Source organism: Halonotius aquaticus (assembly GCF_003605575.1).
Taxonomy (GTDB): Archaea; Halobacteriota; Halobacteria; order Halobacteriales; family Haloferacaceae; genus Halonotius; species Halonotius aquaticus.
This window is the reverse complement of record NZ_QKNY01000001.1, coordinates 1-25,241: the sequence shown is the minus strand read 5'-3', so window position 1 is coordinate 25,241 and position 25,241 is coordinate 1. Positions and strand designations below refer to the sequence as shown.

At 62.5% G+C, this 25,241-nt stretch carries 26 protein-coding genes, 2 tRNA genes and 1 pseudogene; 24 read left to right on the top strand and 5 right to left on the bottom strand.

The window, feature by feature from the left end; translation table 11 throughout:
• Position 1: 1 nt before the first annotated feature.
• Both DM826_RS00145 and DM826_RS00140 read right to left on the bottom strand, forming a co-directional pair.
• The gene (locus tag DM826_RS00145; protein ID WP_120099978.1) at positions 2 to 973 is read right to left on the bottom strand and encodes an AAA family ATPase; all 972 of its coding nucleotides are present in this window, start codon (positions 971 to 973) and stop codon (positions 2 to 4) included.
• Between the two features lie 154 nt (positions 974 to 1,127).
• Entirely contained in the window at positions 1,128 to 3,899 is a 2,772-nt protein-coding gene (locus DM826_RS00140; RefSeq protein ID WP_120099975.1) for an ATP-dependent helicase, read from the bottom strand.
• A 111-nt stretch (positions 3,900 to 4,010) separates the two neighbouring features.
• Between DM826_RS00140 and DM826_RS00135 the strand changes: the two genes are divergently transcribed.
• The 6 genes from DM826_RS00135 (at position 4,011) to DM826_RS00110 (ending at position 11,324) form a co-directional block, all read left to right on the top strand.
• Positions 4,011 to 4,763, top strand: a complete 753-nt coding sequence (locus tag DM826_RS00135) for an MBL fold metallo-hydrolase (protein WP_120099972.1) — start codon at positions 4,011 to 4,013, stop codon at positions 4,761 to 4,763.
• A 158-nt stretch (positions 4,764 to 4,921) separates the two neighbouring features.
• Positions 4,922 to 6,457: a sodium:solute symporter family transporter gene (locus DM826_RS00130; RefSeq protein ID WP_120099970.1), complete on the top strand. Its 1,536-nt coding sequence runs from the start codon at positions 4,922 to 4,924 to the stop codon at positions 6,455 to 6,457.
• 449 nt (positions 6,458 to 6,906) lie between these two features.
• Positions 6,907 to 8,196: an ABC transporter substrate-binding protein gene (locus DM826_RS00125; protein WP_321167527.1), complete on the top strand. Its 1,290-nt coding sequence runs from the start codon at positions 6,907 to 6,909 to the stop codon at positions 8,194 to 8,196.
• A 24-nt stretch (positions 8,197 to 8,220) separates the two neighbouring features.
• A complete protein-coding gene (locus tag DM826_RS00120; protein WP_120099966.1) occupies positions 8,221 to 9,216 on the top strand; it encodes a carbohydrate ABC transporter permease in 996 nt (331 codons plus the stop codon).
• Positions 9,213 to 10,136 (top strand): carbohydrate ABC transporter permease, encoded by a 924-nt coding sequence (locus DM826_RS00115; protein WP_120099964.1) that lies wholly within the window; start codon positions 9,213 to 9,215, stop codon positions 10,134 to 10,136. Before DM826_RS00120 ends, DM826_RS00115 begins: the two co-directional genes overlap by 4 nt.
• 33 nt (positions 10,137 to 10,169) lie before the next feature.
• Complete coding sequence (locus DM826_RS00110; protein ID WP_120099961.1) at positions 10,170 to 11,324, top strand: ABC transporter ATP-binding protein; 1,155 nt, start codon at positions 10,170 to 10,172, stop codon at positions 11,322 to 11,324.
• A gap of 6 nt (positions 11,325 to 11,330) precedes the next feature.
• Here the strand turns inward: DM826_RS00110 and DM826_RS00105 are convergent, their stop codons facing one another.
• Entirely contained in the window at positions 11,331 to 11,537 is a 207-nt protein-coding gene (locus tag DM826_RS00105; RefSeq protein ID WP_120099959.1) for a hypothetical protein, read from the bottom strand.
• Between the two features lie 189 nt (positions 11,538 to 11,726).
• Here DM826_RS00105 and DM826_RS00100 point away from each other — a divergent pair.
• The 18 genes from DM826_RS00100 to DM826_RS00015 all read left to right on the top strand — a co-directional run bounded on the left by DM826_RS00100 (position 11,727) and on the right by DM826_RS00015 (position 23,259).
• Positions 11,727 to 11,812, top strand: a tRNA-Ser gene (locus DM826_RS00100).
• 20 nt (positions 11,813 to 11,832) lie between these two features.
• Positions 11,833 to 12,378, top strand: coding sequence for a 30S ribosomal protein S13 (locus DM826_RS00095; RefSeq protein WP_120099956.1), 546 nt, complete (start codon positions 11,833 to 11,835; stop codon positions 12,376 to 12,378).
• On the top strand, positions 12,375 to 12,902 hold the full coding sequence (locus DM826_RS00090; RefSeq protein ID WP_120099953.1) for a 30S ribosomal protein S4: 528 nt from the start codon (positions 12,375 to 12,377) through the stop codon (positions 12,900 to 12,902). The genes DM826_RS00095 and DM826_RS00090 overlap by 4 nt, the downstream gene beginning before the upstream one ends.
• Before the next feature lie 3 nt (positions 12,903 to 12,905).
• Positions 12,906 to 13,295 (top strand): 30S ribosomal protein S11, encoded by a 390-nt coding sequence (locus DM826_RS00085; RefSeq protein WP_120099951.1) that lies wholly within the window; start codon positions 12,906 to 12,908, stop codon positions 13,293 to 13,295.
• A 1-nt stretch (position 13,296) separates the two neighbouring features.
• Positions 13,297 to 14,046, top strand: a complete 750-nt coding sequence (locus tag DM826_RS00080; protein WP_120099948.1) for a DNA-directed RNA polymerase subunit D — start codon at positions 13,297 to 13,299, stop codon at positions 14,044 to 14,046.
• 164 nt (positions 14,047 to 14,210) lie between these two features.
• A tRNA-Leu gene (locus DM826_RS00075) sits at positions 14,211 to 14,295 on the top strand.
• Between the two features lie 27 nt (positions 14,296 to 14,322).
• Positions 14,323 to 14,676 (top strand): 50S ribosomal protein L18e, encoded by a 354-nt coding sequence (locus DM826_RS00070; protein WP_120099946.1) that lies wholly within the window; start codon positions 14,323 to 14,325, stop codon positions 14,674 to 14,676.
• A complete protein-coding gene (locus tag DM826_RS00065; protein WP_120099943.1) occupies positions 14,673 to 15,110 on the top strand; it encodes a 50S ribosomal protein L13 in 438 nt (145 codons plus the stop codon). Before DM826_RS00070 ends, DM826_RS00065 begins: the two co-directional genes overlap by 4 nt.
• A complete protein-coding gene (locus DM826_RS00060; RefSeq protein WP_120099941.1) occupies positions 15,104 to 15,502 on the top strand; it encodes a 30S ribosomal protein S9 in 399 nt (132 codons plus the stop codon). The genes DM826_RS00065 and DM826_RS00060 overlap by 7 nt, the downstream gene beginning before the upstream one ends.
• Before the next feature lie 12 nt (positions 15,503 to 15,514).
• Positions 15,515 to 15,709: a DNA-directed RNA polymerase subunit N gene (locus DM826_RS00055; RefSeq protein ID WP_021039654.1), complete on the top strand. Its 195-nt coding sequence runs from the start codon at positions 15,515 to 15,517 to the stop codon at positions 15,707 to 15,709.
• The gene (locus DM826_RS00050) at positions 15,706 to 15,879 is read left to right on the top strand and encodes a DNA-directed RNA polymerase subunit K (protein ID WP_120099939.1); all 174 of its coding nucleotides are present in this window, start codon (positions 15,706 to 15,708) and stop codon (positions 15,877 to 15,879) included. The genes DM826_RS00055 and DM826_RS00050 overlap by 4 nt, the downstream gene beginning before the upstream one ends.
• Positions 15,876 to 17,075 (top strand): phosphopyruvate hydratase, encoded by a 1,200-nt coding sequence (eno, locus tag DM826_RS00045; protein ID WP_120099937.1) that lies wholly within the window; start codon positions 15,876 to 15,878, stop codon positions 17,073 to 17,075. Before DM826_RS00050 ends, eno begins: the two co-directional genes overlap by 4 nt.
• Positions 17,072 to 17,917 (top strand): 30S ribosomal protein S2, encoded by an 846-nt coding sequence (gene rpsB / locus DM826_RS00040; RefSeq protein ID WP_120099933.1) that lies wholly within the window; start codon positions 17,072 to 17,074, stop codon positions 17,915 to 17,917. Before eno ends, rpsB begins: the two co-directional genes overlap by 4 nt.
• Positions 17,918 to 17,994: 77 nt before the next feature.
• On the top strand, positions 17,995 to 18,954 hold the full coding sequence (locus DM826_RS00035; protein ID WP_120099931.1) for a hypothetical protein: 960 nt from the start codon (positions 17,995 to 17,997) through the stop codon (positions 18,952 to 18,954).
• Between the two features lie 67 nt (positions 18,955 to 19,021).
• On the top strand, positions 19,022 to 20,104 hold the full coding sequence (locus tag DM826_RS00030; protein ID WP_120099929.1) for a CNNM domain-containing protein: 1,083 nt from the start codon (positions 19,022 to 19,024) through the stop codon (positions 20,102 to 20,104).
• Between the two features lie 228 nt (positions 20,105 to 20,332).
• On the top strand, positions 20,333 to 21,349 hold the full coding sequence (mvk, locus tag DM826_RS00025) for a mevalonate kinase (protein ID WP_120099927.1): 1,017 nt from the start codon (positions 20,333 to 20,335) through the stop codon (positions 21,347 to 21,349).
• Entirely contained in the window at positions 21,349 to 22,143 is a 795-nt protein-coding gene (locus DM826_RS00020; protein ID WP_120099924.1) for an isopentenyl phosphate kinase, read from the top strand. The genes mvk and DM826_RS00020 overlap by 1 nt, the downstream gene beginning before the upstream one ends.
• A gap of 57 nt (positions 22,144 to 22,200) precedes the next feature.
• The gene (locus DM826_RS00015) at positions 22,201 to 23,259 is read left to right on the top strand and encodes an Mrp/NBP35 family ATP-binding protein (protein WP_120099921.1); all 1,059 of its coding nucleotides are present in this window, start codon (positions 22,201 to 22,203) and stop codon (positions 23,257 to 23,259) included.
• Here the strand turns inward: DM826_RS00015 and DM826_RS00010 are convergent, their stop codons facing one another.
• Entirely contained in the window at positions 23,260 to 24,159 is a 900-nt protein-coding gene (locus tag DM826_RS00010; protein ID WP_120099919.1) for a hypothetical protein, read from the bottom strand.
• Positions 24,160 to 24,233: 74 nt separating this feature from the next.
• Positions 24,234 to 25,241 (bottom strand): annotated as a pseudogene (locus tag DM826_RS12895) (hypothetical protein); the annotation flags it as partial.

Genomic DNA, 25,241 nt, shown 5'->3' with positions numbered 1-25,241 from the left:
CTCAGGCCTCGCCGGTCGCTCCTGGAACAGGGACGCTCTCAAGCACTTCTGCAACAATCGTCGCCGCATCAACATCCTGGATCGCTGCCTCCGAGGTCAACACGAGACGGTGTGTCATCACAGGGAGGGCGATCGTCTTGATGTCATCCGGTGTCACGTAGTCTCGGCCCCGAATCACCGCCCGTGCCCGAGCGGCTTCGAAAAATCGCTGGATCCCACGCGGCGAGACACCAACGTCAACACGGGAATCCGCTCGGCTTTCGCGAACGAGATCAACAAGATAGCCTTTCAGCTCTGCGTCCATCCGCACCTGTTCCGGGAGTTGCCGGAGCGTCGAAACCTGCTCGGCGTCGACGACGGGTTCGACGGTGGGCAGCTTTGTTGTTCGGTCTTCGCGTCGCGAAAGGAGTTCGATCTCGCCGTCACGATCCGGATAGCCGAGTGAGGTCTTCACGACAAATCGGTCGCGTTGGGCCTCCGGCAGCCGAAACGTCCCTTCCTGTTCGATCGGGTTCTGGGTCGCAATCACGAAGAAGGGATCCGGAAGCTCGTAGGTGGTTCCGCCGACGGTCACCTGGCCTTCATCCATGGCCTCAAGCAGGGCGGACTGCGTTTTCGGTGGGGCTCGATTGATCTCATCGGCAAGCACGATATTGGCAAAGACCGGCCCACGCTGAAAGCGAAACTCACCAGCCTGCTCGTTGTAGATCTGCGAGCCGGTGATATCACTCGGCAACAGATCAGGGGTGAACTGGATTCGGTTGAACTCAAGGTTCAATGCGTCGGCGAGCGCGACAGCGGTCAGCGTTTTCCCGGTTCCCGGAACATCCTCTAGGAGGACGTGGCCTCTGGCCAGCAGCCCGGATACTACCGTTTCGAGGAACTGTTCGTCGGTAATGACTGCATCTCTGATCCGCGAGATGATCGTCGAAATTTGGTTCGACGCAGCACTGATCGAGTCTGTCTCGCTCATGCTCGGCGTCGCTCGGATGGGTGATTTGCTGTATTAGACATATCGGATGCTGTAGTGCAATGGGTCTGGGTGGTCACCAGCTACTCCTACTGTATATTCCGTGATGATCGAGCTACATAGGTGTACCTCTCAGCATCACATCTCCGGCGGTGACTTAATCAGTTTCAATGGCCTCGGAAACTGACGACGAGTTCTCGTCGATCGCCGCGACCACGCGTTCGTGGAACTCCTGGAGTACCGCGCTTTCGTCCTCGGCGAGCACCACGTCGCTGGCCATCAGCGTCGCCAGCCCGAACGCCCGCGGGCTCGGCGAGTTGACCTCGTGGGCGACGATCTCGATCTCTCCGCGGTCGACTCGCTCTAATACCTCCCGAATCCCGCTCACGTTGAGTTTGTCCTCCATGATCTCCCGATAGGTTTCCTCGATCACCGCAAAGGAGTCGAGATCCTGCGCGAACGACAACAGCATCTCACTAGAAACCTGCTGTTGGGCCGCCGACTTCTCATAGCCTTTGTACCGTTTGAGAATCATCAGCGAGCGCGTCGCGTTAATGCGGAAATACCGCTGCAACAGGTCGGTGCCGTCGAGTGAGGCTCGCAGGTCAGTCGTCACGCTGTCAGGGGCAAGCCCACGAATGATGCCGGCGATGTCGACCTTGCGGTTGAGCGGCATCTGCACCGAAAACCCGTTGTCGGCGACGGCGACCTGCACGTTCGCGGTCGCCTGCTGGGCACAGTGGAAGGCCACCAGCCGCGAGAGGCCGTCGTTGAACTGCCGGCCATAGTTCGAGTGGACGTAGAACCGCCGCTGATACTCGGCGCGATCTAACTCCTCCTCGACGACGATGCGGTCGGGCGTGCTCACGGCATCGGGGCCGAGATACTGCAACTGCTCTTCGAACAGTCGGCTAATTGCTCGAACGGCGTTTTCGTCAATCGGGAACTCCCGCAGCCACTCCCGACAGCCGGCGACGCCGCCGGAGTCGAATCGCTCACAGAGGTTGCCCTGAAAGGCGACGATTTCGCGGCCCAGATCATAGGACAGCGGCAGCCGCTCGGAAAACCACGAGGGGACGGTCGGGCGTGCGCTCGTCGGCTCGACGTAGACCTTCGAGCCGCGCCGATAGCTGTACTCGTAGTTCGAGCCACCGAGAACGAACACGTCACCCGGCTCAAGCGTATCGAGATAGTTCTCGTCGAGACTGCCGACCCACTCGTCGCCCTGCCGGGTGAGCACGTCGCAACTGAATGAATCGGGAATCGTCCCGATGTTGGTCATGTAGATCACCCGCGCAAGGCGACCTCGCTTGCCGATCAACGGCTCGCCGACCGGGAACTCCTCGTAGTGATGGTCACCATCGGGCGCGTCGTTGGTATCGCGCCAGATCTTGGCGTAGACGTCCTTCGATTCAAGGCCGGTGTAGTCGGCGGTGAGATACCGCATGAGCCGCTCCCACTCGGTGTCGTCGAAGTTCCGGTAGGGATAGGCACGCCGGAGTGTCGCCTTGAGTTCGGCTTCGCGCCAGACTTGATTGATCGCCATCCCGTAGACGTGCTGAGAGGCGACATCGGCGGCGTTCTCGGGAATGAAGACACGGTCAACGAATCCCTCTTCGGCTTTCCGGAGCATCACCGCACACTCGACGAGTTCGTCGCGGTCGAGTGCGATCACCCGACCGGCGACGGTTTCGCCGAGTTGGTGGCCCGCCCGGCCGATCCGCTGGAGCAAGGCGGCGACAGATTTTGGCGACCCGACCTGGACGACCATATCGAGGTGTGGCATGTCGATCCCGAGTTCGAGGCTCGTTGAGGTCGTCACGACGTCGAGATCGCCGTCTTTCAGCCCGTTTTCGATCTCTTTGCGGCGGTCTTTCGAGAGGCTACCGTGATGGCAGCCGGAGTTGGCGTCGTCGTACTCGTCGGGGAACCGCTCCCGCAAGGTCTGGAGGACGCGTTCGGCTCCCGACCGGGTGTTGGTAAAGACGAGTGTCTGCTCGTTGTCGCCGATCAGTTCGTGCAGCCTGTCGTAAAATCGACCCTGCACGATCTCTCGCGGCGTGTTGATCAGGTCGTCAGTCGGACACTCCAACTGGATGTCGAACTCCCGCACAAAGCGGCTGTCAACGAGTTCGTAGTCGCGTGGCTCGCCGCCCGGCTGCTGGCGGCCGACGAGGAACTCACCAACCGTCGAAAGTGGTTCGACCGTCGCCGAACAGCCGATTCGCGTCGGCGACTCCTCGGCCATCGCTTCGAGGCGTTCCAGCGAGACCGCGAGGTGGGTGCCGCGTTTGTTTTCGGCGAGACTGTGAATCTCGTCGACGATGACGTACTCGACGGTTTCGAGTTTCTGCTTGAATTTCGGGCTGTTGAGCAAAATTGCCAGCGTCTCCGGCGTCGTGTTGAGGATGTGCGGTGTCGTCTCCAGCATGGCCTGCCGGTCGCTACTACTGGTGTCGCCGTGGCGGATCGCATGCCGGATGTCGGTGTCGACGCCGTCGTCGGCCAGCCGGTCGGCGATACCCTCCAGCGGAACGGTGAGATTGCGGTGGATGTCGTTGGCGAGGGATTTCAGCGGCGAGATATAGAGACAGTACACCGAATTCTCAAGGCCGTCCGGGCTGGCCTGCTCGCGGGCGAAGAGTTCGTTGATGATCGCCGCAAACGAGGCCAGTGTCTTGCCGGAGCCGGTCGGCGCGCAGATCAGGGCGTTTTGTTCGTCGTGAATGTGGGGGATCGCGCCGCGTTGCGGCGGCGTGAAGAAGCCGCCGTTGCCGGCGACGTACTCGCCGAACTGATCGACCCACCAGTCGGCGACGGTGGGTTCCAATAAGGAGAGGACGTCCTCGTCGGCGATCTCGACCGTTTCGGGATCGAACACGTAGTCGCTGTCAGCGTCGCAAAGTCGATCCCGCCCGGAGCGCGCCATTGATAAGAAGGCTTGGTCACGCGTCCGTAAGTCGGTTGTGGGCGTCGGAATACCCCTTCCGACTCACAGTGTGTCACAACCGCTTTCCACGCTGCCCCGTACGGTTCGCGTATGGAGGTCACGTTTCTCGGAACGGGCAGCGCGATGCCGACCGGCGACCGCATGCAGACCGGGCTGCTGGTGACACACGACGACCGACGCCTGTTGGTCGACTGCGGCAGCGGCGTGCTCCACCGCCTTGCCGCGACCAACGCCGGCTACGAGGGCGTGAGTACCGTCCTGCTAACACACCTTCATCTCGACCACGTCGCCGACCTGCTACCCCTGCTCAAAGCACGGTGGCTCGCCGGTGAGGAACACCTGGAAGTCGTCGGTCCCGTCGGCACGAAAGGGCTGGTCGATGGCCTTCTTTCTGTCCATGGGTATCTTGACGGGCGGGTCGACCTCCAGGTGCGGGAGATTGTGGCCAGCGAGACCGTGTCTGTCGGCGGGCTCAGCGTCGAAAGCCGTGAGACACAGCATTCGATCGACGGGCTCGCCTACCGGTTCGCTGTCGACGGCGACGATGCAGAATTCGCCTTCTCGGGCGATACCGAGGCCTTCGCCGGGATGGCGCGGTTCGTCGAGGGCTGCCGGGTCGTCGCCCACGACTGCTCGTTTCCCGATTCGGTCGATGTCGACGGCCACCCGACGCCGAGTCAACTCGGCGAGGCCTTCGCCGACAGCGATGTCGACCATCTCTATCTGACGCATCTCTACCCACATACCGAGGGCACCCACGAAGAGATGTGTGCGACCGTTGCCGAATCCTTCGACGGCGAGGTGCACATCGCCCGCGATGGGCTTCGCGTTTCAGTTTCGTAGCTGCACGGCATTCGACTCGCTGGTATCTCTCGCGATACAGAACCCAGTTATTCAGCAGTTATATTCGTCAATTATATAGGTCGCGGTCGGTACGGCTTGACTGAACTGAATGTCTCGACACGACGACGCCCAAATCGAGTCCCTGGAGGGGACATAGCATGGTTTCGACAACACTTGGACTCGGGTTGACAATCGCCACGCTGGCGGTCTTTACCATCGCGGGGCTGTGGTACTCTCGCGGGCGCGTTGGCAGCGTCGAGGATCTGCTGACCGCACGCAACTCCACGGGGACGGGGATGACGACCGCGACGCTGATCGCCTCAACGATGGGCGCGTGGATCCTGTTCAGTCCCGCGGAGGCTGGCGCGGCCTTCGGCGGCATCACCGCCGTCTTCGGCTACGCTATCGGCAGTGCGATCCCGCTGCTGTTGTTCGTCCCGGTCGGCAAACGGATTCGGGAGTTGATGCCGACAGGACACTCGTTGACGGAGTTCGTCCTTGTCCGGTTTGGTCCGGTGATGTACGTCTTCGTGCTCATCGTTTCAGTGTTCTACATGTTCATCTTCCTCGCCGCGGAGATGACCGGGATCGCGGGCGCGCTGGAGTTGATCGCCGGCGTTCCAGCGTGGCAGACCGCCACGGTTGTCGGCGCGTTCGTGTTGGTGTATACGGCCTACGGCGGCCTCGTCGCCAGCATCTTTACCGATACAGTTCAGACGCTCGTGATCCTCCCGCTGTTGGCGGTTGGCTTCGCCGCGGCCGTCGTCTCGCTCGGCGGCACCGGCGACCTCTACCAGACAGCAATGGCAACCGATCCGACGCTGCTCGATCCTGGTTTTCGTCCTGGGCTTGAGTTCGGCTTGTATGTCGTCTTCGCCGTGCTCGGAGCCAACATGCTGAATCAGGGGATCTGGCAGCGCGTCTATGCGGCCGACAGCGAGACGACGCTCTCGCGGTCGTTCAGCGTGGCCGCCCTGACCGTGATTCCAATGGTGCTGTTGGCCGGGCTTTTCGGCGTCGCGGCCGCTGGGTTAGGGCTCACAACGCCGGAAACCAACAGCGTCGCGTTCTTCCTCGTCGTCACCGAGGCCCTGCCTGATGCGGTCGCCTTCGTCGTCGTCATGCTGGTCGTCCTGTTGGTGATGAGCTCAGCCGACACGATGCTCAACGCGATTTCGAGTCTCATCACCGTCGACCTTGCCCGCCTCATCGACGTTGAGGACGACCGCTCACTCCGCCTGACGGGTCGGGGTCTCACCGCGCTCGTCGCGCTCGGGGCCGTCATCATCGGGGCCCAACAGTACAGCGTCCTCCAGTTGTTCCTGACAGCCGACCTGCTTGCGGCCGCCGTATTCGTGCCGCTGATCTGGGGATTGTTCTCCCGGGAACTCACGCAGGGCGGCGCGCTGGCGGCGAGTCTCGCCGGCCTCGTCGTCGGGATCACCTACTTCCCGATGCTCCGCGGGCTGGTCGCGACAATTCCTGGGATCGCTGGCGTGCTGCCCGAACCGGCGTTTCTACCGGCGTTCTTGGGAGCGACCGCCGTCTCGACAGCTGTGACGGCTGTTGCATCCGCCATTGGCGGCGACGGCTTCGCCTTCGAGTCGTTGACAACGGAGATTCGATCCTTCGATCCGCCCGGGGCTGAGGCGACGACCGAGGACGGCACGGCGGCCTCGGAGGTGTCCGACTGATGGTCGGCAGCCTCCTGTTCGGTGGGATCGTCTGGGGATCGATTGCAGCGGTGTTAGTCGCCTTCGGCTATATCGGCTGGCTGCTCGTTAGCGTTCGTTGATACGTTCGCGCCGTCGCTGGTGTGATCGCTTGGTCGTCGCGGCCAGTTTACTGAACGTTCGATTTAATGGAGAACCCGTGGGCGAAATCGCTGAGTAGACGGTTGTACCACTCGTCTTCTATAGCAAATACTGCAGAAGTTGCAATCGGAATCAGTTTACAAATCGTGTATAGTATCCGGTTTCGAAATACTATATAAATTAAATTCTACATAATTGTTAATGCGTCTTAGTGTTTCAGGGTGAACCAGTGGATTCGTGCGTTGCGGTTGACGGTAGCCACCGAGCAGTCTACCGGCAGCACGATCCTCCCAGAGGAATGATACCCAATGTCTGAACACGAACCAAATGTGTCACGCCGTACCGTCCTCACGACAACCAGTGCTGCTGCTGTCGCCGGGTTAGCCGGCTGTAGCGGTGGCGGCGGTGGCGGCGATGGCGGCGATGGCGGCGATGGCGGCGACGGTGGAAGCGGCAGCAACGAGCTTGAACTGCTTCACGCATGGTCATCCGGCGACGGCAACGCCGCGATCGCGGCCCTCATCGAAGGGTTCCAAGAGGAACACCCCGATGTTGAGTTCGCCGAGGAGCCGGTCGACGGCGCGGCCCGTAGCAATCTCGATCAGGTCGTCCTCAACAAACTGCAGGCCAACGATCCACCGAGTACGTTCCAGACGTGGCCCGGCAAAACCCTCGCCAAGTTCGACGGAGCCTACGAGGACATCGAGGGCGATGTGTGGGACGATGATCTCAAGGAGAACTATCTGGCGGGGCCACAGGAACAAGCCCAGTACGACGGAAGCTACGTCACTGTCCCGCTGAACATCCACCGGATCAACAACCTGTTTTACAACACGGCCGTCCTTGAGGAGGCCGGAGTCGACCCTGAAGGCCTCTCGTCGCCGAGCGATGTTGTCGACGCCTGTGAGACGATTGCCGCCGAAACCGACGCCGTGCCCTTCGCCCAACAGACCAGCGGTGGGTGGTCGACCGTCCAACTGTGGGAGACGATCCTGCTTGGTCAGGCCGGCATCGATGGCTACGAAGCGTTCATCAACGGCAACGGCGACACCGCGGCTGTCGAAAGTGCCCTCCAGTCGGTCGTCGATCTCAGCGAGTACTACCCGAGTGACTCCTCGTCGATCAGCTTCACCGAGGCCAACACGATGGTGATGGACGGCGACGCCGCGTTCATCCACCAAGGCGACTGGGCTGCGGGTGCGTACGGAGGAAAGGAAGAATTTAATTACGGCGAAGATTGGGGGCAAGTCACTTACCCCGGCACCAGCGGGAGCTACCTCCTCAACATGGACTCCTTCCCGTATCTCGCCGACAACCCCTCACCGGAGGCGACAAAGCAGTTCCTCAGCTACTGTGGCAGTGCGGAAGGGCAAGTCCTGTTTAACGCCAAGAAGGGCTCGATCCCGCCGCGAAGCGATGCAGACGTATCGAGTCTCAACGCCTTCCAACAGGATCAGTTCGACGACTTCAACGCCGCCGACAACCAGCCGCCGTCGATTCAACACGGCCTAGCTGTCTCCCCCGGCGTCTCCACAAATATCACCAGTGCGTTCAGTGGCTTCCTCGAGGATTACGATGCCGCCGCCACAGCCGACGCACTGATTAACGCGTTCAACTAATCGGGACACTCCCATCCCCGCATTATGCGTAATCCACTTACCATACTCAGACAACGCCTCGAAGACCACCGTGAGGTACGCGCCGACGGCGGCACCGCCACGGAGGCGGGGTCAATCCTCGATCGCGATTCGGTGCGATCGGCCCCGTTTTGGCTCCCGCCGTTCCTGTTGATCGGGCTGTTCATCTATGGGGCGATCATCTGGAATATCGTCCTCTCGTTGACCGATTTCCAAGGGCTCGGTTCGCCAGACTACAGTGCGCTTGACTTCGAAAACTACGTCATCGCCTTTGTCGGCGGGACACCGTCGTGGTCGGAGTTGACCGTCTCGCCGGTTTGGAACGCAGCCTGGAACACGGTCGTCCTGATGGTGTCGTTTTCGGTGGTCTGTCTGGCTGTCGGACTGGTGATGGCGATCCTCGTCGATCAGGAAATCCGCTTTGAGAACACGTTCCGGACGATCTACCTGCTGCCAATGAGCCTCTCCTTTGTCGTTACGGCGAAGTTCTGGCTCTACATGTACAACGTCGAAACCGGCCTCGTCAACATCATCCTCGGGGCGGTCGGCGTTGGTCCGATCGAAATCGTCCAGAACCCTGACCTGAAGTTGGCGGCGGTCGCCTTCGCGTTGATCTGGCAGTTCAGCGGCTATGCGATGATCGTCTATCTGGCCGGGTTGCGAGCGATCCCGACCAGCCACTTCGAGGCCGCCCGTGTCGACGGCGCGAGCACGATCCGGATGTACTGGCGCGTGATTATCCCGCAACTCAGGACGGCTACGGTGAGCGCGCTCGTCGTGTTGACGGTGTTCTCGCTGAAGGCCTTCGACTTCCTGTTCTCGATGTACGGCGGCTACCAGCCGGGGCCGTCGGCTGATATTCTTGCCACCCGCATGGTGCGAGAAGCCTACGCCAACGGTAACTGGGCCTACGGCTCGGCGATCGCGGTACTGCTGTTCATTATGGCACTCGCTATCGTCGCCCCGTACATCTACACGCAGTACCAGCGGGGTGAGCTATGAGCACCGAGACGGGTCGCGCAGGCGAACGCACCCTGTTCGGCCACTCGTGGCGACGGATCGTCCTGTATCTCGTCCTCATCGGGATGGGGGCGTTCTATCTTATCCCGATCGAGACCGGGCTGATGACCTCGATCATCAGCCCCGAGACCTACTCCGGGAACTTCCCGTATCTTCCGCCACTGGAGCCGCTGGTACCGGGAACGGGTGAACTCTCCATAGAGCCATGGCGGGGTGCTATCGACGGCCTTGGACAAGGGCTTGTCAACAGCGTCATCCTCGTCGTGCCGGCGACGATTCTCTCGGGGCTGCTTGGCAGTATGGCTGCCTTCGGGTTGACAACGATCAGTTGGCGCGGACAGATCGGTATCTACATCCTGTTTGTCGCGGGGATTTTCATCCCCTACCAAGCAGTGTTGGTGCCGCTGACGCAGTTTTGGTACAACGTCGTCCCACTGCGGGCCGCCTTCGAACCGCTGGCGGCGTTGCCGTTGGTCGAGACGTACCACTGGAAACTGCTGGCGTTGATTATCACCCACACGGCCTACGGGCTGCCGATCTGTACGCTGCTGTTCCGCGCCCACTACAAGAAGCTCTCCGACGAGATGGTCGAAGCCGCCCAACTCGACGGCGCGTCGGTGGCAACGATCTACCGACGGATCATCTTGCCGCTGTCGATCCCGATGTTCGCCGTCGTGTTTATCTACCAGTTCACCCAGATCTGGAATGACCTGCTGTTTGCGCTGACCATCGTCCAGTTCGGCGATGCGGCGGTCGTCACGCAGGATCTCGTCGGCATCGGCGTCTCCCAGTCGGGGACGAACTTCCCGCTGCGGATGGCCGCGGCGTTGCTGGCGGCGTTGCCGACGCTGTTGGTGTACATCTTCTTCGGCGACAAGTTCGCCAAGGGGGTCGCCGCATAGCATGATCACTGAACTCACAGGAGGAACCCATCCATGGCAGAGCTAACACTCGACGACGTAACGAAGGTATTCACCGAAGACGACGGCAACGAGATCACCGCAGTTGATGAGGTCTCGGTCGACATTGAGGACGGCGAATTCCTCGTGTTGGTCGGCCCCTCCGGCTGCGGGAAGTCGACAACGTTGCGGATGATCGCCGGCTTAGAGACGATCACGACCGGCGAGATCCGGCTGGCCGGCCGGCGCATCAACGAGAAGCCACCCGCCGAGCGGGACATCGCCATGGTGTTTCAGTCCTACGCGCTGTACCCGCATATGACCGTCCAGCAGAACATGAGCTTCGGGCTGGAGGAGTCAACCGAGATGAACGACGATGAGATCGAATCCAAAGTCGCTGACACCGCTGAGCTCATGGAGATCAAGGAGCTGTTGGATCGAAAGCCGAGCGATCTCTCCGGCGGCCAGCAGCAACGTGTCGCCCTCGGGCGGGCCATCGTGCGTGCGCCCGAAGCATTCCTGATGGATGAACCGCTGAGCAATCTTGATGCGAAACTGCGGGCGACGATGCGGACAGAGCTCCAGCGCATTCAGGATGACCTCGACGTGACGACCGTCTACGTCACCCACGACCAGACGGAGGCGATGACGATGGGCGACCGAATCGCCATCCTCAACGATGGGATTCTCCAGCAGGTCGGCACGCCCTTGGAGTGTTACCACACACCAAATAATCGCTTTGTCGCCGGCTTCATCGGCGACCCCTCGATGAACTTCTTCGAGATGGACGTCGACGGCGAAACGCTCGTCATCGACCGCTTTGAGTATCCGCTCAAGCCGGCCCAACAGGAGGCTATCAGTGGCAGATCCGACGTTGTCTTCGGCATCCGGCCGGAGGACATCCGGATCAAGGAACCCGGCGGGCTCAGCGACAACTACCAGTTTGAGGTGACCGTCGACGTTGTCGAACCCCGCGGCGACGAGAACACGATCCATCTCACCTTCGACCGCAGCGTCGACGACCCAGTGACGTTCACCGCGACCGTCAGCGGCCTCAGAAATATCTCGGCTGGCGACGAGGTCGTCGCCACCTTCCCACCGGATTCGATCCATCTCTTCGATACCGACTCCGGAGTTGCGGTTCACAACCGGACGTTCGACTCCGAGGACGCAACACACCAGGTGTTGTAAGGGCCGCTACTCAAACAGCCCGAGATCCTCGGCGACGAGATCCTGGAGTTGGGATTTCAGCGTCGGATCGACGGTGGCGTGTTCCTCGCCGTCGTGGCGATTCTCGTTGTGTCGATCGAGTTGCGTTTCAAGCTCCGACAGCGGCACCGTCGTCTCCGTCCCGCATTCCTCACAGATGATCGGCACCTCGGGGTCGTCGCTGTGGTCAGTCATATCTCAGTGTTTCGGTGGGTTACTAAAATGAATCCGGTTTTCTCGGTCGCTGACAGCCATGCGACACCGCCGCATGCCTCCGACTATCCGTGACCCTTAAGTAACCGACAAGGCTTCGCTTACTCGTAGTACTGTAGGGGCGACCGGCCCCGAGTCCGTGACGGGCGACAATATGACCGATAACCGCGGGTTGCGGTAGCCAAGCTTGGCCCAAGGCGCAGGGTTGCTAACTCTGTGGCGTCACTGCCTCCGGGGTTCGAATCCCCGCCGCAACGCTCGCACAACTGAACTAGCTATGAGTGCAGAAGACCCACAAGACGGTTCGACGGAGGAGGACGACGAAGACCTCCGGTACTTCGTCCGGATCGGGCAGACCGATCTCGACGGCACGAAGAGCGTCGAACGCAGTCTCACAGACATGAACGGTATCGGCCAGCGCACGGCACGCATCGTGACCGAGGCGGCCGATATCGACCGTACAGCCACCTTCGGCCTGCTTGAGGACGACGAGATCGACAGCGTTGTCGATGTCGTCGAAAACCTCGACGACCACATGCCCGAGTGGATGGTCAACCGGCAAGATGACTTCTTTACCGGTGACTCCAGCCACATCGTGGGCAGTGAGGTCGACGAGCAGCGCCGACAGGACATCAACCGCATGCAGATGATCGACTCCTACAAAGGGATCCGCCACAAGCGCGGCCAGAAGGTTCGTGGCCAGCGCACCAAATCCACCGGTCGTACCGAAGGGACGATCGGTGTCAACGTTGAACGGATCAAAGAGGAGCAAGCGGAAGACGCGGCCGCCGAGGAAGAGGCCGCAGGGGATGACGACGAATGACGACCGGCCAAAACACCGTCGGCTACGAGACGCCTAACCACCCCTACCAGGGTGAACGGATCGCCGAAGAAAGTGGCCTCATCGGCCGCTACGGCCTGAAAAACAAAGAAGAACTCTGGCGCGCCCAGTCGGAACTCCGATCGATCCGACGGGAGGCCCGTCGCCTCATCGGTGAGGCACAGGGTGACACCGAGGCCGCTGCCGAGGCCGGCAGCGAGTTCCTCGCCAAGCTTCGCCGCTACGGGATCCTCGGCGACAACGACACGATCACCGACATTCTGTCGCTTGAGGTCACCGATATCCTCGAACGACGACTCCAGACGGTCGTCTACCGGGATGGCCTGGCCAGCACGCCACAGCAGGCCCGGCAGTTCATCTCTCACGGCCACATCACCGTCAACGGTGCCCGGGCGACGACGCCCTCTCGCACCATCGAGGTCGCCGAAGAGTCGGCGATCAGCTACGATGAGACCAGTCCGCTTGCAGACGATCTGCACCCAGCCCGGGCGGAGGCTCAGGAGTAACCAATGAGTGAATCACAAGACGACAAGTGGGGCATCGCCCACGTGTTCTCCTCGTTCAACAACACGCTGATCACGATCACCGACCAGACTGGCGCAGAGACGCTGGCCAAGTCCTCCGGTGGTACCGTGGTCAAGCAGAACCGCGACGAAGCGTCGCCGTACGCCGCCATGCAGATGGCCGAGGTCGTCGCCGAGAAGGCGAAGGCCGCGGGCATCGAGGGCGTCCACGTTCGCGTGCGCGGCCCCGGTGGCAACGGCAACAAATCCCCCGGCCCCGGCGCGCAGGCGACGATCCGCGCGCTGGCCCGGGCCGGCATCGAGATCGGCCGCATCGAGGACGTAACCCCGATCCCACACGACGGGACACGCGCGCCGAAAAACAAGCGACTCTAGTATGTCAGGCGAATTCGACGTTCAGATTATCGAACGCGACGATCGGCAAGCCCGCTTCGTTGTTCGCGGGCTGACACCGGCGTTAGCCAACGGCTTCCGCCGGGCGATGATCGCCGATGTGCCGACGTTTGCCATCGACTCCGTTCGGTTCACCGAGAACTCCTCTGTCATGTTCGACGAGATGATCGGCCTCCGATTGGGCCTCGTCCCGTTGACAACACCGTTAGACGAGTTTGAGATCGGTGACACCGTCACCGTCGCTCTCGACGTCGAGGGGCCGGCGACGGCCTACTCCGGCGATATCGAATCCAGCGACGAGCTGGTGCAGCCGGCTGACGAGAATATCCCGATCGTTGAGCTCAAAGAAGGCCACAGCCTCGAATTCGAGGCCGACGCGGTGTTGGACACCGGCAAGGAACACGCCAAACAGCAGGGCGGCGTGGCTGTCGGCTTCCGTCACCTCCAGTCGGTCACCGTTGGCGACGACATCGGCGAGTTCGACGAGCAGGAGCCGGAGATCCTGCGTGGGGCGATCGAAACCGACGAGGGCGAGGTTGTCCTCACCAAGGAGTTCGATCACGACCTCACGAACAAATATCCCGGCACGGAGCTGACCGTCGAAGACGTGCCCGGAGCCTACGTGTTCCACGTCGAGACGGACGGCTCCTTCGATGTTGCAGAACTGGTGCTCCGCGCCGCCGAATCGCTCGGCGACCGCGCGGACGAACTACACGACGCAGTCACCGCTTAGCTGACTGCACCCACCGGACACCACTATGACAGATCCGATCCACTCACGTGCTCGCCGCCCCGGCCCCGTAGCCATGTGGCCGCCGAGCCGTGGCCGTCGGTCGATGACAGACCGGCGTGGGATCGAAACTGGTAAGCCGTGGTGTGCGGTACCTCGGAGTGCGTGCAGGGATAGCCAAGTCAGGCCAACGGCGCAGCGTTCAGGGCGCTGTCCCATAGGGGTCCGCAGGTTCAAATCCTGCTCCCTGCACTCCGATTTCTCTCAGGAGCAGTATTCATGAGCAGCAAAACGAATCCGAGACTACAGAGTCTCATCGCCGAGCTACGGACGGTCGCAGGCGAGTCAGACGCCGGTGTCTGGCGCGATATCGCCGACCGTCTCGCAAAGCCACGGCGCACCCACGCGGAAGTCAACCTTGGCCGTATCGAGCGATACGCCCGGGAAGACGAGACCGTTGTTGTCCCCGGCAAGGTGCTGGGCAGTGGTGTGCTTGAAACAAACGTCACGATCGCCGCCGTCGACTTCTCTTCGACCGCCCGCCGCAAGATCGGGCAGGTCGGCGACGCGGTGACACTCGAAGAAGCCCTCGACAGCAATCCCGAGGGCAGTAACGTCCGGGTGATTCGATGAGCGCAGCCAAATTCGACGTCGATGTCGTTATCGACGCCAGAGACTGCATCCTTGGTCGCGTCGCCAGCGAGGTCGCCCAGCAGGCACTCGATGGCGACCGTGTCGCCGTCGTCAACGCCGAAGACGCCGTCATCACCGGCAATCCGGAGTCGACGATGGAGACCTACCGGAAACGCGCCGAGGTCGGCTCCGACAGCGGGCCGTACTACCCGAAACGGCCGGATCGCATCTTCAAGCGGGCGATCCGCGGCATGCTGCCGTACAAGCAGGATCACGGCCGGGAGGCCTTCGAGAACGTCCGCGTCTACCTCGGCAACCCTTACGACGAGGATGGCGAGGTGCTTGACGGCACCTCACTGGATCGACTCTCGAATATCAAGTTCATCTCGCTTGGCGAGATCTCCGAAAAACTGGGGGCAAACGTTACATGGTAACCAATACATCAGGTAAGAAGAAGACGGCCATCGCCCGCGCAACCGTGCGTGAGGGTGAGGGTCGTGTCCGGATCAACTCCCAGCCCGTCGAGCTGGTTGAGCCGGAGATGGCACAGCTCAAGATGCTCGAACCGTTCCGCATCGCCGACGACGATCTGCGAGACAGCGTCGACATCGACGTGACCGTCGAGGGCGGCGGCTTCAGCGGCCAGGCCGACGCCGTCCGCACCGCCCTCGCCCGCGGGCTCGTCCAGCATCACAATGACGCCGAACTGCGCGAGGCCTACCGCGAGTTCGATCGCTCGCTGCTGGTCAACGACGTTCGGCAATCCGAGAAGAAAAAGTGGGGCGGCCCGGGTGCACGGGCGCGCTACCAGAAGTCCTACCGCTGAGGTGATCCACGTATGATGATCCCAGTCCGGTGTTTCACCTGTGGCACGGTCATCGGTGAACACTACGAGGAGTTCGAGGCACGCGCCAGCGAGGGCGATGAAGACCCCGCGGAGGTACTCGACGACCTGGGGATCACCCGCCACTGCTGTCGGCGCATGATGGTATCGCACACGGATCTCGTCGACGTAGTTGCCCCATACCAATGACTATGCACTACAACCGCTACGAGAAGGCCCGCATTCTCGGCGCGCGGTCGCTGCAGATCTCCTATGGGGCCCCGGTGCTCGTCGAGACTGACCAAAGCGAGCCGATCCTCATCGCCGCCGAGGAGTACGACGCGGGCGTCCTGCCGTTTACGATCAACCGAGACCAATGACACGAATCAGCTCCGTTTCACTCCGACGCGTGCTCGACTCCCGTGGGAACGCCACGGTCGAAGCAGACGTACTCACCGACTCCGGCGGCTTCGGCCGCGCCGCGGCACCCTCGGGTGCCTCGACCGGCGAGTACGAAGCGATCGAACTGCCGGCACAGGAAGCCATCGCCAACGCCCGCGAACACGCGGTGCCACGGCTGGTCGACACCGTCTACGCGGGCGATCAGCGCGCGGTCGACAACGCACTGCGGGCTGCTGACGGCACCGACAACTTCTCCGAGATCGGTGCCAACAGCGCGGTCGCCATCTCGATGGCCGCCGCAAAGGCCGGCGCGGACACGCTGGGTGCACCACTGTACCAGCATCTCGGTGGCGCGTTCCGCGGCGACAACTTCCCGATCCCGCTGGGCAACGTTGTCGGCGGCGGCGAACACGCCAAAGACGCCACTGACATCCAGGAGTTCCTCTCGGCGCCGGTCGGCGCGCCGAGCGTCGAGGAAGCTGTCTTCGCCAACGCCGCCGTCCACGCGGCGATCGGCGACATCTTCGATGAGCGCGAAATTGGTGCGGGCAAAGGCGACGAGGGCGCGTGGGCCCCACCGATCGACGACGAGGAAGCCTTCGAGATCGTCGACGAGGCGGTCTCGCAGGTCGCCGACGAGGTTGGCTTCGAGATCAAGTTCGGCCTCGATATGGCCGCCGCGGAGATGTACGAAGACGGTGCCTACCAGTACAGCGACGGCGAGAAGTCGACCGACGAACAGATCGAGTACGTCGCTGACCTCGTCGAAGAGTACGACCTCGCGTACGTCGAGGATCCACTCGACGAAAACGACTACGAGGCCTTCGCCGAGCTGACCGAGCAGGTTGGCGACCAGACGCTGATCTGTGGTGACGACCTCTTCGTCACCAACGTCTCACGGCTGCAGGACGGTATCGACGCCGGTGCGGCCAACAGCATCCTGATCAAGCCGAACCAGATCGGCTCACTGTCGGACACCTTCGATGCGATCGAACTGGCCGTCAAACACGGCTACAAGACGATCATCTCCCACCGCTCCGGAGAGACCGAGGATACGACGATCGCCCATCTGGCGGTCGCCACCGACGCCGACTACATCAAGACCGGCACCGTTGCCGGCGAACGCACCGCCAAGCTAAATGAACTGATCCGAATCGCGGACGACGCAGTATGAGCGACAACAACACAGAACTCGAAGAACAGGACGACGCTGAGGCGGCCGATGAGGCTGCTGACGCCGAGGAGCCTGTCGATGATGAACCGGACGCCACCGACACCGCCAGCGAGGCCGCCGAGGAGGCCGAAGCAACCGATGCCGACGACGGCGAAGCTGCTGACGCCGATGCCGAAGCCGAAGCCGAGGCCGACGCTGACGACGAGGCCGAGGACGAGGAAGAAGCCACGCCGTTCGATGACGATGTGATGCCGGACGACGAGGCCGATCTCCTCATCCCTGTCGAGGACTACCTCGGCGCGGGTGTCCACATCGGTACCCAACAGAAGACCCACGACATGGAGCGGTTCATCCACCGCGTCCGTGACGATGGGCTCTACGTGCTCGATGTGAGCCAGACCGACCAGCGTATCCGGACGGCGGCGGACTTCCTGGCAAACTACGATCCCGAGCAGATCCTCGTGACCTCCTCGCGGCAGTACGGTCGCTTCCCGGCCGAAAAGTTTGCCGAGGCCATCGGCGCACGCGCCCGTACTGGGCGATTCATCCCCGGGACGCTGACCAACCCCGACTACGCCGGCTACATCGAGCCCGACGTGTTGGTCGTCACCGACCCGATCGGCGACGCCCAGGCGGTCAAGGAGGCGATCACCGTCGGCATCCCAGTCATTGCGATGTGTGACTCCAACAACCAGGTCAGCAATGTTGACCTCGTTGTCCCGACCAACAACAAGGGTCGCCGCGCGCTGAGCGTTGTCTACTGGCTGCTTGCCAACGAGACGCTCGACCGACGCAACGCCGGCACGCTCTACGAGCTCGAAGACTTCGAAGACGCGCTGTAGCGGGCTTTTTCGTCGATTTTCGTTCTATTCTGTCGCCGATTCGACAGTCGCAAGTATCCCCAGTCGAAGCTCCGCGTATGTCCCCGAGTCGACGCCGACTCCTCCAGACGGCCGCCCCGGCGGTGCTAGCCGGGGTTGCCGGCTGTACGAGCGGTGGCTTCAGCGATACCGACCAGTCGACCGAATACACACTCAGCATCGACACGATCGACGCCAGCCCAACCGAACACGCGCTGTATGAGCCGAGCGACGATCCGCTGTTCGGTGATCCCGCCCGCGCCGCACTGGCTGCGATCCTTCCTGACGGTACACACAGAACGTACGGCTTCACGCCGCTGCCCGAAGACAGCTACGTCGCTGGTGAGGAGCGATATTTCCAGACCGATAGCGCGGTCACTGGCCGGCAGGAGATGGATCGAACGCTGGTTCGTGTGGAATCGCTCGACGACGACGCTGTCGGCGAGAGCGACGGCGACGAGAGCGGCGCGGAGGCGATCCACGTCGACGCGCTCGACCGGCCGAGTGCGCGGGTGATCAAAATCCTCCACAGCAACAGCGCGACCCGCGGCGCGGGGGCGTCGGCCGACCTGATCCGAGATGACGCCTACGTCCTCCGGCGGCCGGCCGAACGCGACAGCCAGCTGGCAACGGGCGACCTTGACGGCCGAGTCATCACGATGACAGCAGACGGCGGCTTTCCGTATCGCGTGTCCGTCACCACCGAATCGATCCGTGAGACTGAGTACACAACACGGGCGATTCCCGTTGCCGACGACGAGGCAGCGTTTGGCAAGGTGGTGTTCGCCGCTGAGATCGACGCCGAACTCGACGATGGGTCGTTGTCGATGGCGGCCCGTGACCTGCTTGATCGCGCCCTCGGCGGCGAGCATACGGAGTCGACGCCGCTGTCGACGGCCTTCGAGGCGGTGCTTGCGGCTCTCGGCGTGGCGACTGCCGATGAGAGCCTGAACGGCAGGCTGCTGTGGTATGACGACCAGCTGTACCGCTACGGGCTCTACATCGACACACCGGAGTAAGCGGCCGTCCCCGCGTGGCTGTCGATTCCATGGCCTTCTTTGGCGAGCACCGACCTAGCCGCGGGCGATGACACCGCTTGAGTTGACCCTCCGTCTCGTTGCTGGGGTTACATTGATCCTCACCAACGGCTTTTTCGTCGCTATCGAGTTCGCGCTGACGCGCGCCAGACAGTTCGAGAAAAGCGAGTTTATCGGCGACCGGCCCGCCCTGGAACGAGCCTGGGAGATGACCCAGAATCTCGAAATCTATCTAACGACCTGCCAGGTCGGGATTACGGCCTCCTCGATCGCCGTTGGGATCGTCGCCGAGCCGGCGCTCGCAGCCATCTTCGAGCCGTTGTTCGTCGGCGGGCCGCTGGCGTCGATCGGAGCGGGCGGCGTGATCGCCTTTCTAATCATCAACCTCGTCCATCTCACCCACGGCGAGCAGACGCCGACCTACCTTGGGGTCGAACGGTCGCGGTTCGTCTGTCGGTACGGTGCATCGCCGCTGTACTGGTTTCACCGCGGTATCTCGCCGGTGATCACCCTTGGCGACTGGGTCGCCAAGGGGACGCTCAAACTGTTCGGGATCGAGATGACCGGCGCATGGCTGGAAACTGAGGAAGACGTACTGGAATCCCGCGCCGACCTGCGGAACGAACTCGGGTCGCTACTGAAGGAGGGCGAGATTCCTGACGAACGCCGCGAGGAGGTGCTCAACGCCCTCGAAGTCGGTGAACTTCCGATCAGCGAGGTCATGGTAGCTGCCGACGATATCGTCGCCCTGTCAACAGAGCGGTCAGTCGACGACAACCTCGACCGGATTCGCCATACGCCACACACCCGGTTCCCGCTCGTCGGCGACGCGCTAACGGATTTCCGGGGTGTCGTCTACTCGCCGTCGATCATCGACCACTACGACGCCTTGCAGGCCGGCGAGGAGCGGTTCGAGGATATCGCCGCGGCGACGATGACCGTCGCCGCCGAGACAAGCGTGAGCGACGCCTTCGATCAGTTCCAAGCCGAGGATCAGGAGTTAGCCCTCGTGGTGCAGGACGGCGACGTCGTCGGATTGGTGACAGCGACCGACACACTCGAAGCCGTGATGGGTGACCTCGAGGATCCGCTGGATACGCGAGCCGAAGGCGAAGCTACTCAGTCAAAATAGTGAAACCCGGTGTCCGCACCACCGTGCGGACGCAGCGTGCATTCCCCGTTCCCGTTTGAGGAGGGCGAGGGCCACACCCCAAACACGTGAGTGTCAACCACGGTGTGGTTGACGTTCACACTCCGTTGTTACCATGCAACCATATAAAAACCTACGCTATCGTACGGGAATATAGATGTACAATTCGATCGCAACACACGAACTGGCGGGCGACGACGGGGGCACCCGATGACCGTCGTCAGCGCGCCGGGGAAGGTATATCTCTTCGGCGAACACGCCGTCGTCTACGGCGAGCCAGCCGTCCCATGTGCCATCGAGAAACGCGCGACCGTCACGGTCGAACCGCGCGACGACGGCCACGTCCGCGTCGAGGCTCAGGATCTCACGCTCAATGGGTTTGCCGTTGAGTACGCCGACTCGCCGGCCAGCGGGCCCGATGTTGACGTGCCGAAACCGCTGATCGAAGCCGCAACCGGCTACGTTGATGCCGCCGTCGAACAGGCTCGGGATGCCGCCGACGCCCCCGCCGCCGGCTTCGATATCTCTGTCGACAGCGAGATCCCACTCGGAGCGGGGCTGGGCTCCTCGGCAGCCGTTGTTGTCGCGGGCATCGACGCCGCAACCCGTGCGCTGGGCGAGCCACTCGACCGCCGTGAGCTTGCGGATCGCGCCTACCAAGCGGAGTACGACGTTCAGGATGGCCAAGCCTCCCGAGCCGACACGTTCTGTTCGACGATGGGGGGAGCCGTCCGCGTCGAGGGCGACGACTGCAGCCGCCTTGAGACGCCGGAACTCCCGTTCGTCGTCGGTTTCGATGGCGGCGCGGGCGACACCGGCCAGCTCGTCGCCGGCGTGCGCTCGCTGCGCGACCGCTATGAGTTCGCGGCCGATACGGTCGACGCGATCGGCGATATTGTCAGGGAAGGCGAGTCGTTGCTGGCGGCAGCCGACCCCGAGAGCGACCCCAGTGCGGAACTGATCGGCGAACTCGGCGAACTGATGGATATCAACCACGGCCTCCTCTCGGCACTCGGGGTCTCCTCGCGGTCGCTGGATACGATGGTCTGGGCCGCCCGTGAGGCCGGCGCAGATGGGGCAAAGCTGACCGGTGCAGGCGGTGGCGGCTGTATCGTCGCCCTCGATGCAACCGCTGAAACCGAGACGAGTCTTCAGTATACGCCGGACTGTGAACAGGCGTTCCGTGCCGAACTCGCCACCGACGGCGTTCGCGTGGAGGACGAATAATGGCCGACACGGGCGGGGGCGACAACCTAACGATCCTCAAACTCGGCGGGAGCGTCATCACCGACAAGGATACCCCCGAAACAGTCGACGACGACGCGCTTGCTGCGGCGGTCGCGGCGATCGCCGAGTCCCCGGCGATCGATGACGAGAGCGACGAAGCAAACCTAATTATCGTCCACGGCGGCGGAAGCTTCGGGCACGTCCATGCGTCCGACCACGGCGTCTCGACGACCGAGGGAACACATGATCCGGCGGCAGTAACGGCGATCCACGGCGCGATGAAGCGGCTCAACAGTGTCGTCGTCGACCGCCTGCAAGCCGCCGGCGTGGCGGCTGTTCCCGTCCATCCCCTATCAGCAGTCGCCCGCGACGGCGAGGCGGCGGTGTCGTTGCCGACGGCTGCTGTTGGGAGCCTCCGCGCCGAGGGTTTCGTGCCCGTGCTGCACGGCGATGTGATCGCTCACGCTGGACAGGGGGTTACAGTGATCAGCGGCGACGAACTCGTGACGGGACTGGCCGACCGGCTTGGTGCCGCGCGGGTGGGGCTCTGTTCGACGGTTCCGGGCGTCTTGGACGGCGAAGGCGACGTGATCGAGTCGATCACCGACTTCGAATCAGTCGCTGCCGCGTTGGGCGACAGCGAATCGACCGATGTGAGCGGCGGAATGGCCGGCAAGGTCGAGGAGTTACTCGCGTTGGCACGGCCAGCGCGTATCTTCGGGCCTGACGCTGTCGGCGCGTTTCTTGCTGGCGACGCGCCGGGCACGTTGATCGACGGCGGGAGTAGAGACTGAGGCTGTACCACAGCCCGGTACCAAACCCTTATTCAACGGACTCGCCGAGCTATCGGTATGAATCCCGATGAGGTGCGGTCGCTCTTGTCAAGCGTCGAGGATCCGGATCTCGACGACGATATCGTCTCGCTTGGCTTGGTCAACGCCATCGATGTCGACGCCGAGACCATCCGGCTCTCGCTTGCGCTCGGTGCCCCGTATGCCCCCCATGAATCCCAGATTGCCGACCAGGTGCGGGACGCCCTTGCTGACACCGACCGCGAGATCGAGTTGACCGCGGCGATGCCGCCGGGGCTCCACACCGACGAGGAGGTGCTTCCAAATATCCAGAATATCATCGCTGTCGCCTCCGGGAAAGGCGGCGTCGGGAAATCGACGGTCTCGGTGAATCTCGCTGCTGGCCTCGCCAAGCGTGGCGCGAGAGTCGGGTTGTTCGATACCGATATCTACGGGCCGAATGTCCCCCGCATGGTCGACAGCGAGGACGCCCCGGAGGCAACCGACGACAAGACGCTGATTCCCCCCGAGAAGTACGGCCTCAAACTGATGAGCATGGATTTCCTTGTCGGCCCCGACGACCCGGTGATCTGGCGTGGGCCGATGGTACACAAGATGCTGACCCAACTGGTCGAGGATGTCGAGTGGGGCCAGCTTGATTATCTCGTCGTCGACCTGCCACCAGGAACAGGTGATACACAGCTCACCGTCCTCCAAACGTTGCCACTAACGGGGGCTGTGATTGTCACGACACCACAGGAGGTGGCGATTGACGACGCTGTCAAGGGATTACGCATGTTTGGCGAGCACGAAACCCCGGTGTTGGGGATCGTCGAAAACATGTCGTCGTTCCGGTGTCCCGACTGTGGCGGCAGCCACGATATCTTTGGCAGCGGCGGCGGCGAGGACTTTGCCGACGAGGAAAATCTCCCCTTCCTCGGGGCGATCCCACTCGATCCAGCGATCCGGGCCGGCGGCGACGGCGGCGAACCGATCGTCCGGTCAGACGGCGAGACAGCGACCGCATTCCAAGCGATGACCGAACGGGTCGCCAACAATATCGGCATTGTTCGGCGACAACAAGCCAGCACTCACGCAAAGACCACTCCAGAACAGTAGTTACTCAACCTGCAAGGCGGTATCAATAGCGGGCTCGGTAAGTAGTGTTTTGATCGCGCCGGCTTCGCTGTCGGCCTCAACCGTGTTTTCCATCAGCACCGTTTCGCTAGGGAACAGGTGCTCGCCGAGCACGAGGCCGTGTTCCCGGGCTGTCGACCCGGTGACCGTCAGGTAGACCCCAAGACCGGCTTCGGCGATGGCGGCTTCCTCCTCGGCGGCGTCGCTCGGATACACAAACTCGACACCATCGGTCGCCCGTGTCCCGAGAACCGCCTCAACGAGGCGTTCGTACCGCGGCGAAATACACAGCGGCCCCTGGTAGTCGGCAACGAACTCACGATCGAGTGTTGCCGTCTCGCCGACGACCTCGGGTGTTGCCAACAAGGTATGATACACCGTGTCGCCGAGGCCGGTGACGACGGCGACATCGGTGTCATGTGGGTTGATCCGGGCGTTGATCTCAGAGAGTGAGCCGACGCCCGCCTCTCGGAGTTCGACGACCTCTTCGAGCACCAGATCCGCGCTGTCGAAGCCGAGGGCAAACTCATGGGTTCGCAGCGACCGAAACGGCTCCTCGCGGCCGATCAGCCGGAGATCGACCCCGTCGAGTGCGACGGTGAGGCTATCGAAAACCACTCGCCGGGGGAACCCCTCTCGGTCGTCACGGAGCAGTGTGTACTCCGGGGCGTGGGGGTCACCTGTCTCGCTGTAGTCGGCCAGCCGTTCGTAGGGGCTCGCGTCGGCCGTTTTCGTGCCTTTGGTGAGGGCCTTCTCGTAGCGCAGCGTGGAGATGATACTGTCTGCGAGGGCATCGACATCAGCTACGGCGGCGATACGTTCGAGCACCGCCTCCAGCGGCCGCCCCTTTCTGGGGACGGCAACCGGGATCGTCGCGGTCATTAGCTCACTCTTATCGTCCCCGACTAAACGGATTCCGTTTTCCCGGCCACCAGGAAACGCTCCACAAAAGGAAGTTAGCTGTCGTCGCCGCCGTCGCCAACGCCACCGAACGCCGAGCTCAGGCCCTCGCGGAACCGTTCGAGGGTTTCAATGCCATCCTCGACATCGTCGATCCGGGCTTCGATGTCGGCGATATCGTCTTCGTCGGCGGCGGCATCCGCCATGCGTTCGACCTCGCTAAGCGTCTCTCGGAGGGAGTCGATGTCCGCACCGAGCTCTGCCTCGACCGAGTCGAGTTGGTCACTGAGATCGTCGATCTCACTTTGGGTGTCGACGACCGCATCGTCAAGCGCGGCCACCGAGTCCTCAAGGGTATCAACCGTCCCCTCGATGTCGGTGACGCTGTCGTCGACGGTGTCGACCTCAGTGGCAAGGGAGTCAACCTCGTCGATGACGGCATCGATCTCCGAGACAGCGTCGTCAAGATCGTCCTCAACCGCATCGACGGCGGCCTCGGCGTCGGTAGCCGTTGTGTGGGCTGTGTCGGCTGTCTCCGCCGCCTCGGTTGCGGTGTCATCGGTCTCGTCGAGCCGTTCATCAAGGACAGTGATGTCGGACTCGATGTCGTCCAGGTTCCGCGCGTGGCTGTCGACTGTCTCCGAGAGGGTTGTGAGCTCATCGGTTGTCGTCTCAACCTCGGTTTCAAGCGAGTCAACCGAGGCTTCGAGGGCCTCCCGATCGGCGGTGTCGGTCGCCAGTTCCTCTTCCATCGCCGCGACAGTCGCTGAGAGGTCGTCGACATCGTCGCGGAGGCCATCAAGGATGTCGTCGCTCGTCCCGCGGTCGTCGATGAACGCCTCAAGGGCGTCGGTGTAGGCGGCCAGATCCTCAACCTGAGATTGGAGGCGTTCGATCCGCACCTCCGCGCTCCGGGGCAGCCCCAACCCGAGTTCGGATTTGATCGTTGAGCGATCCTCCTCGGAGATCGTTCCCTCACGGAGTTCCGCGGCGAGGGCGGCGGCGATCCCCTCGGGGGTGTCGGTGGTCGCCGCGGTTGCTGGCTCGGTGTCGGTCGTCGCTGC

What these genes read in the sequence shown, in the direction of transcription:
- DM826_RS00145 (WP_120099978.1), bottom strand. Translation starts at nt 973, where the DNA reads ATGAGCGAGACAGACTCGATCAGTGCTGCGTCGAACCAAATTTCGACG.
- DM826_RS00140 (WP_120099975.1), bottom strand. Translation starts at nt 3,899, where the DNA reads ATGGCGCGCTCCGGGCGGGATCGACTTTGCGACGCTGACAGCGACTAC.
- DM826_RS00135 (WP_120099972.1), top strand. Translation starts at nt 4,011, where the DNA reads ATGGAGGTCACGTTTCTCGGAACGGGCAGCGCGATGCCGACCGGCGAC.
- DM826_RS00130 (WP_120099970.1), top strand. Translation starts at nt 4,922, where the DNA reads ATGGTTTCGACAACACTTGGACTCGGGTTGACAATCGCCACGCTGGCG.
- DM826_RS00120 (WP_120099966.1), top strand. Translation starts at nt 8,221, where the DNA reads ATGCGTAATCCACTTACCATACTCAGACAACGCCTCGAAGACCACCGT.
- DM826_RS00115 (WP_120099964.1), top strand. Translation starts at nt 9,213, where the DNA reads ATGAGCACCGAGACGGGTCGCGCAGGCGAACGCACCCTGTTCGGCCAC.
- DM826_RS00110 (WP_120099961.1), top strand. Translation starts at nt 10,170, where the DNA reads ATGGCAGAGCTAACACTCGACGACGTAACGAAGGTATTCACCGAAGAC.
- DM826_RS00105 (WP_120099959.1), bottom strand. Translation starts at nt 11,537, where the DNA reads ATGACTGACCACAGCGACGACCCCGAGGTGCCGATCATCTGTGAGGAA.
- DM826_RS00095 (WP_120099956.1), top strand. Translation starts at nt 11,833, where the DNA reads ATGAGTGCAGAAGACCCACAAGACGGTTCGACGGAGGAGGACGACGAA.
- DM826_RS00090 (WP_120099953.1), top strand. Translation starts at nt 12,375, where the DNA reads ATGACGACCGGCCAAAACACCGTCGGCTACGAGACGCCTAACCACCCC.
- DM826_RS00085 (WP_120099951.1), top strand. Translation starts at nt 12,906, where the DNA reads ATGAGTGAATCACAAGACGACAAGTGGGGCATCGCCCACGTGTTCTCC.
- DM826_RS00080 (WP_120099948.1), top strand. Translation starts at nt 13,297, where the DNA reads ATGTCAGGCGAATTCGACGTTCAGATTATCGAACGCGACGATCGGCAA.
- DM826_RS00070 (WP_120099946.1), top strand. Translation starts at nt 14,323, where the DNA reads ATGAGCAGCAAAACGAATCCGAGACTACAGAGTCTCATCGCCGAGCTA.
- DM826_RS00065 (WP_120099943.1), top strand. Translation starts at nt 14,673, where the DNA reads ATGAGCGCAGCCAAATTCGACGTCGATGTCGTTATCGACGCCAGAGAC.
- DM826_RS00060 (WP_120099941.1), top strand. Translation starts at nt 15,104, where the DNA reads ATGGTAACCAATACATCAGGTAAGAAGAAGACGGCCATCGCCCGCGCA.
- DM826_RS00055 (WP_021039654.1), top strand. Translation starts at nt 15,515, where the DNA reads ATGATGATCCCAGTCCGGTGTTTCACCTGTGGCACGGTCATCGGTGAA.
- DM826_RS00050 (WP_120099939.1), top strand. Translation starts at nt 15,706, where the DNA reads ATGACTATGCACTACAACCGCTACGAGAAGGCCCGCATTCTCGGCGCG.
- eno (WP_120099937.1), top strand. Translation starts at nt 15,876, where the DNA reads ATGACACGAATCAGCTCCGTTTCACTCCGACGCGTGCTCGACTCCCGT.
- rpsB (WP_120099933.1), top strand. Translation starts at nt 17,072, where the DNA reads ATGAGCGACAACAACACAGAACTCGAAGAACAGGACGACGCTGAGGCG.
- DM826_RS00035 (WP_120099931.1), top strand. Translation starts at nt 17,995, where the DNA reads ATGTCCCCGAGTCGACGCCGACTCCTCCAGACGGCCGCCCCGGCGGTG.
- DM826_RS00030 (WP_120099929.1), top strand. Translation starts at nt 19,022, where the DNA reads ATGACACCGCTTGAGTTGACCCTCCGTCTCGTTGCTGGGGTTACATTG.
- mvk (WP_120099927.1), top strand. Translation starts at nt 20,333, where the DNA reads ATGACCGTCGTCAGCGCGCCGGGGAAGGTATATCTCTTCGGCGAACAC.
- DM826_RS00020 (WP_120099924.1), top strand. Translation starts at nt 21,349, where the DNA reads ATGGCCGACACGGGCGGGGGCGACAACCTAACGATCCTCAAACTCGGC.
- DM826_RS00015 (WP_120099921.1), top strand. Translation starts at nt 22,201, where the DNA reads ATGAATCCCGATGAGGTGCGGTCGCTCTTGTCAAGCGTCGAGGATCCG.
- DM826_RS00010 (WP_120099919.1), bottom strand. Translation starts at nt 24,159, where the DNA reads ATGACCGCGACGATCCCGGTTGCCGTCCCCAGAAAGGGGCGGCCGCTG.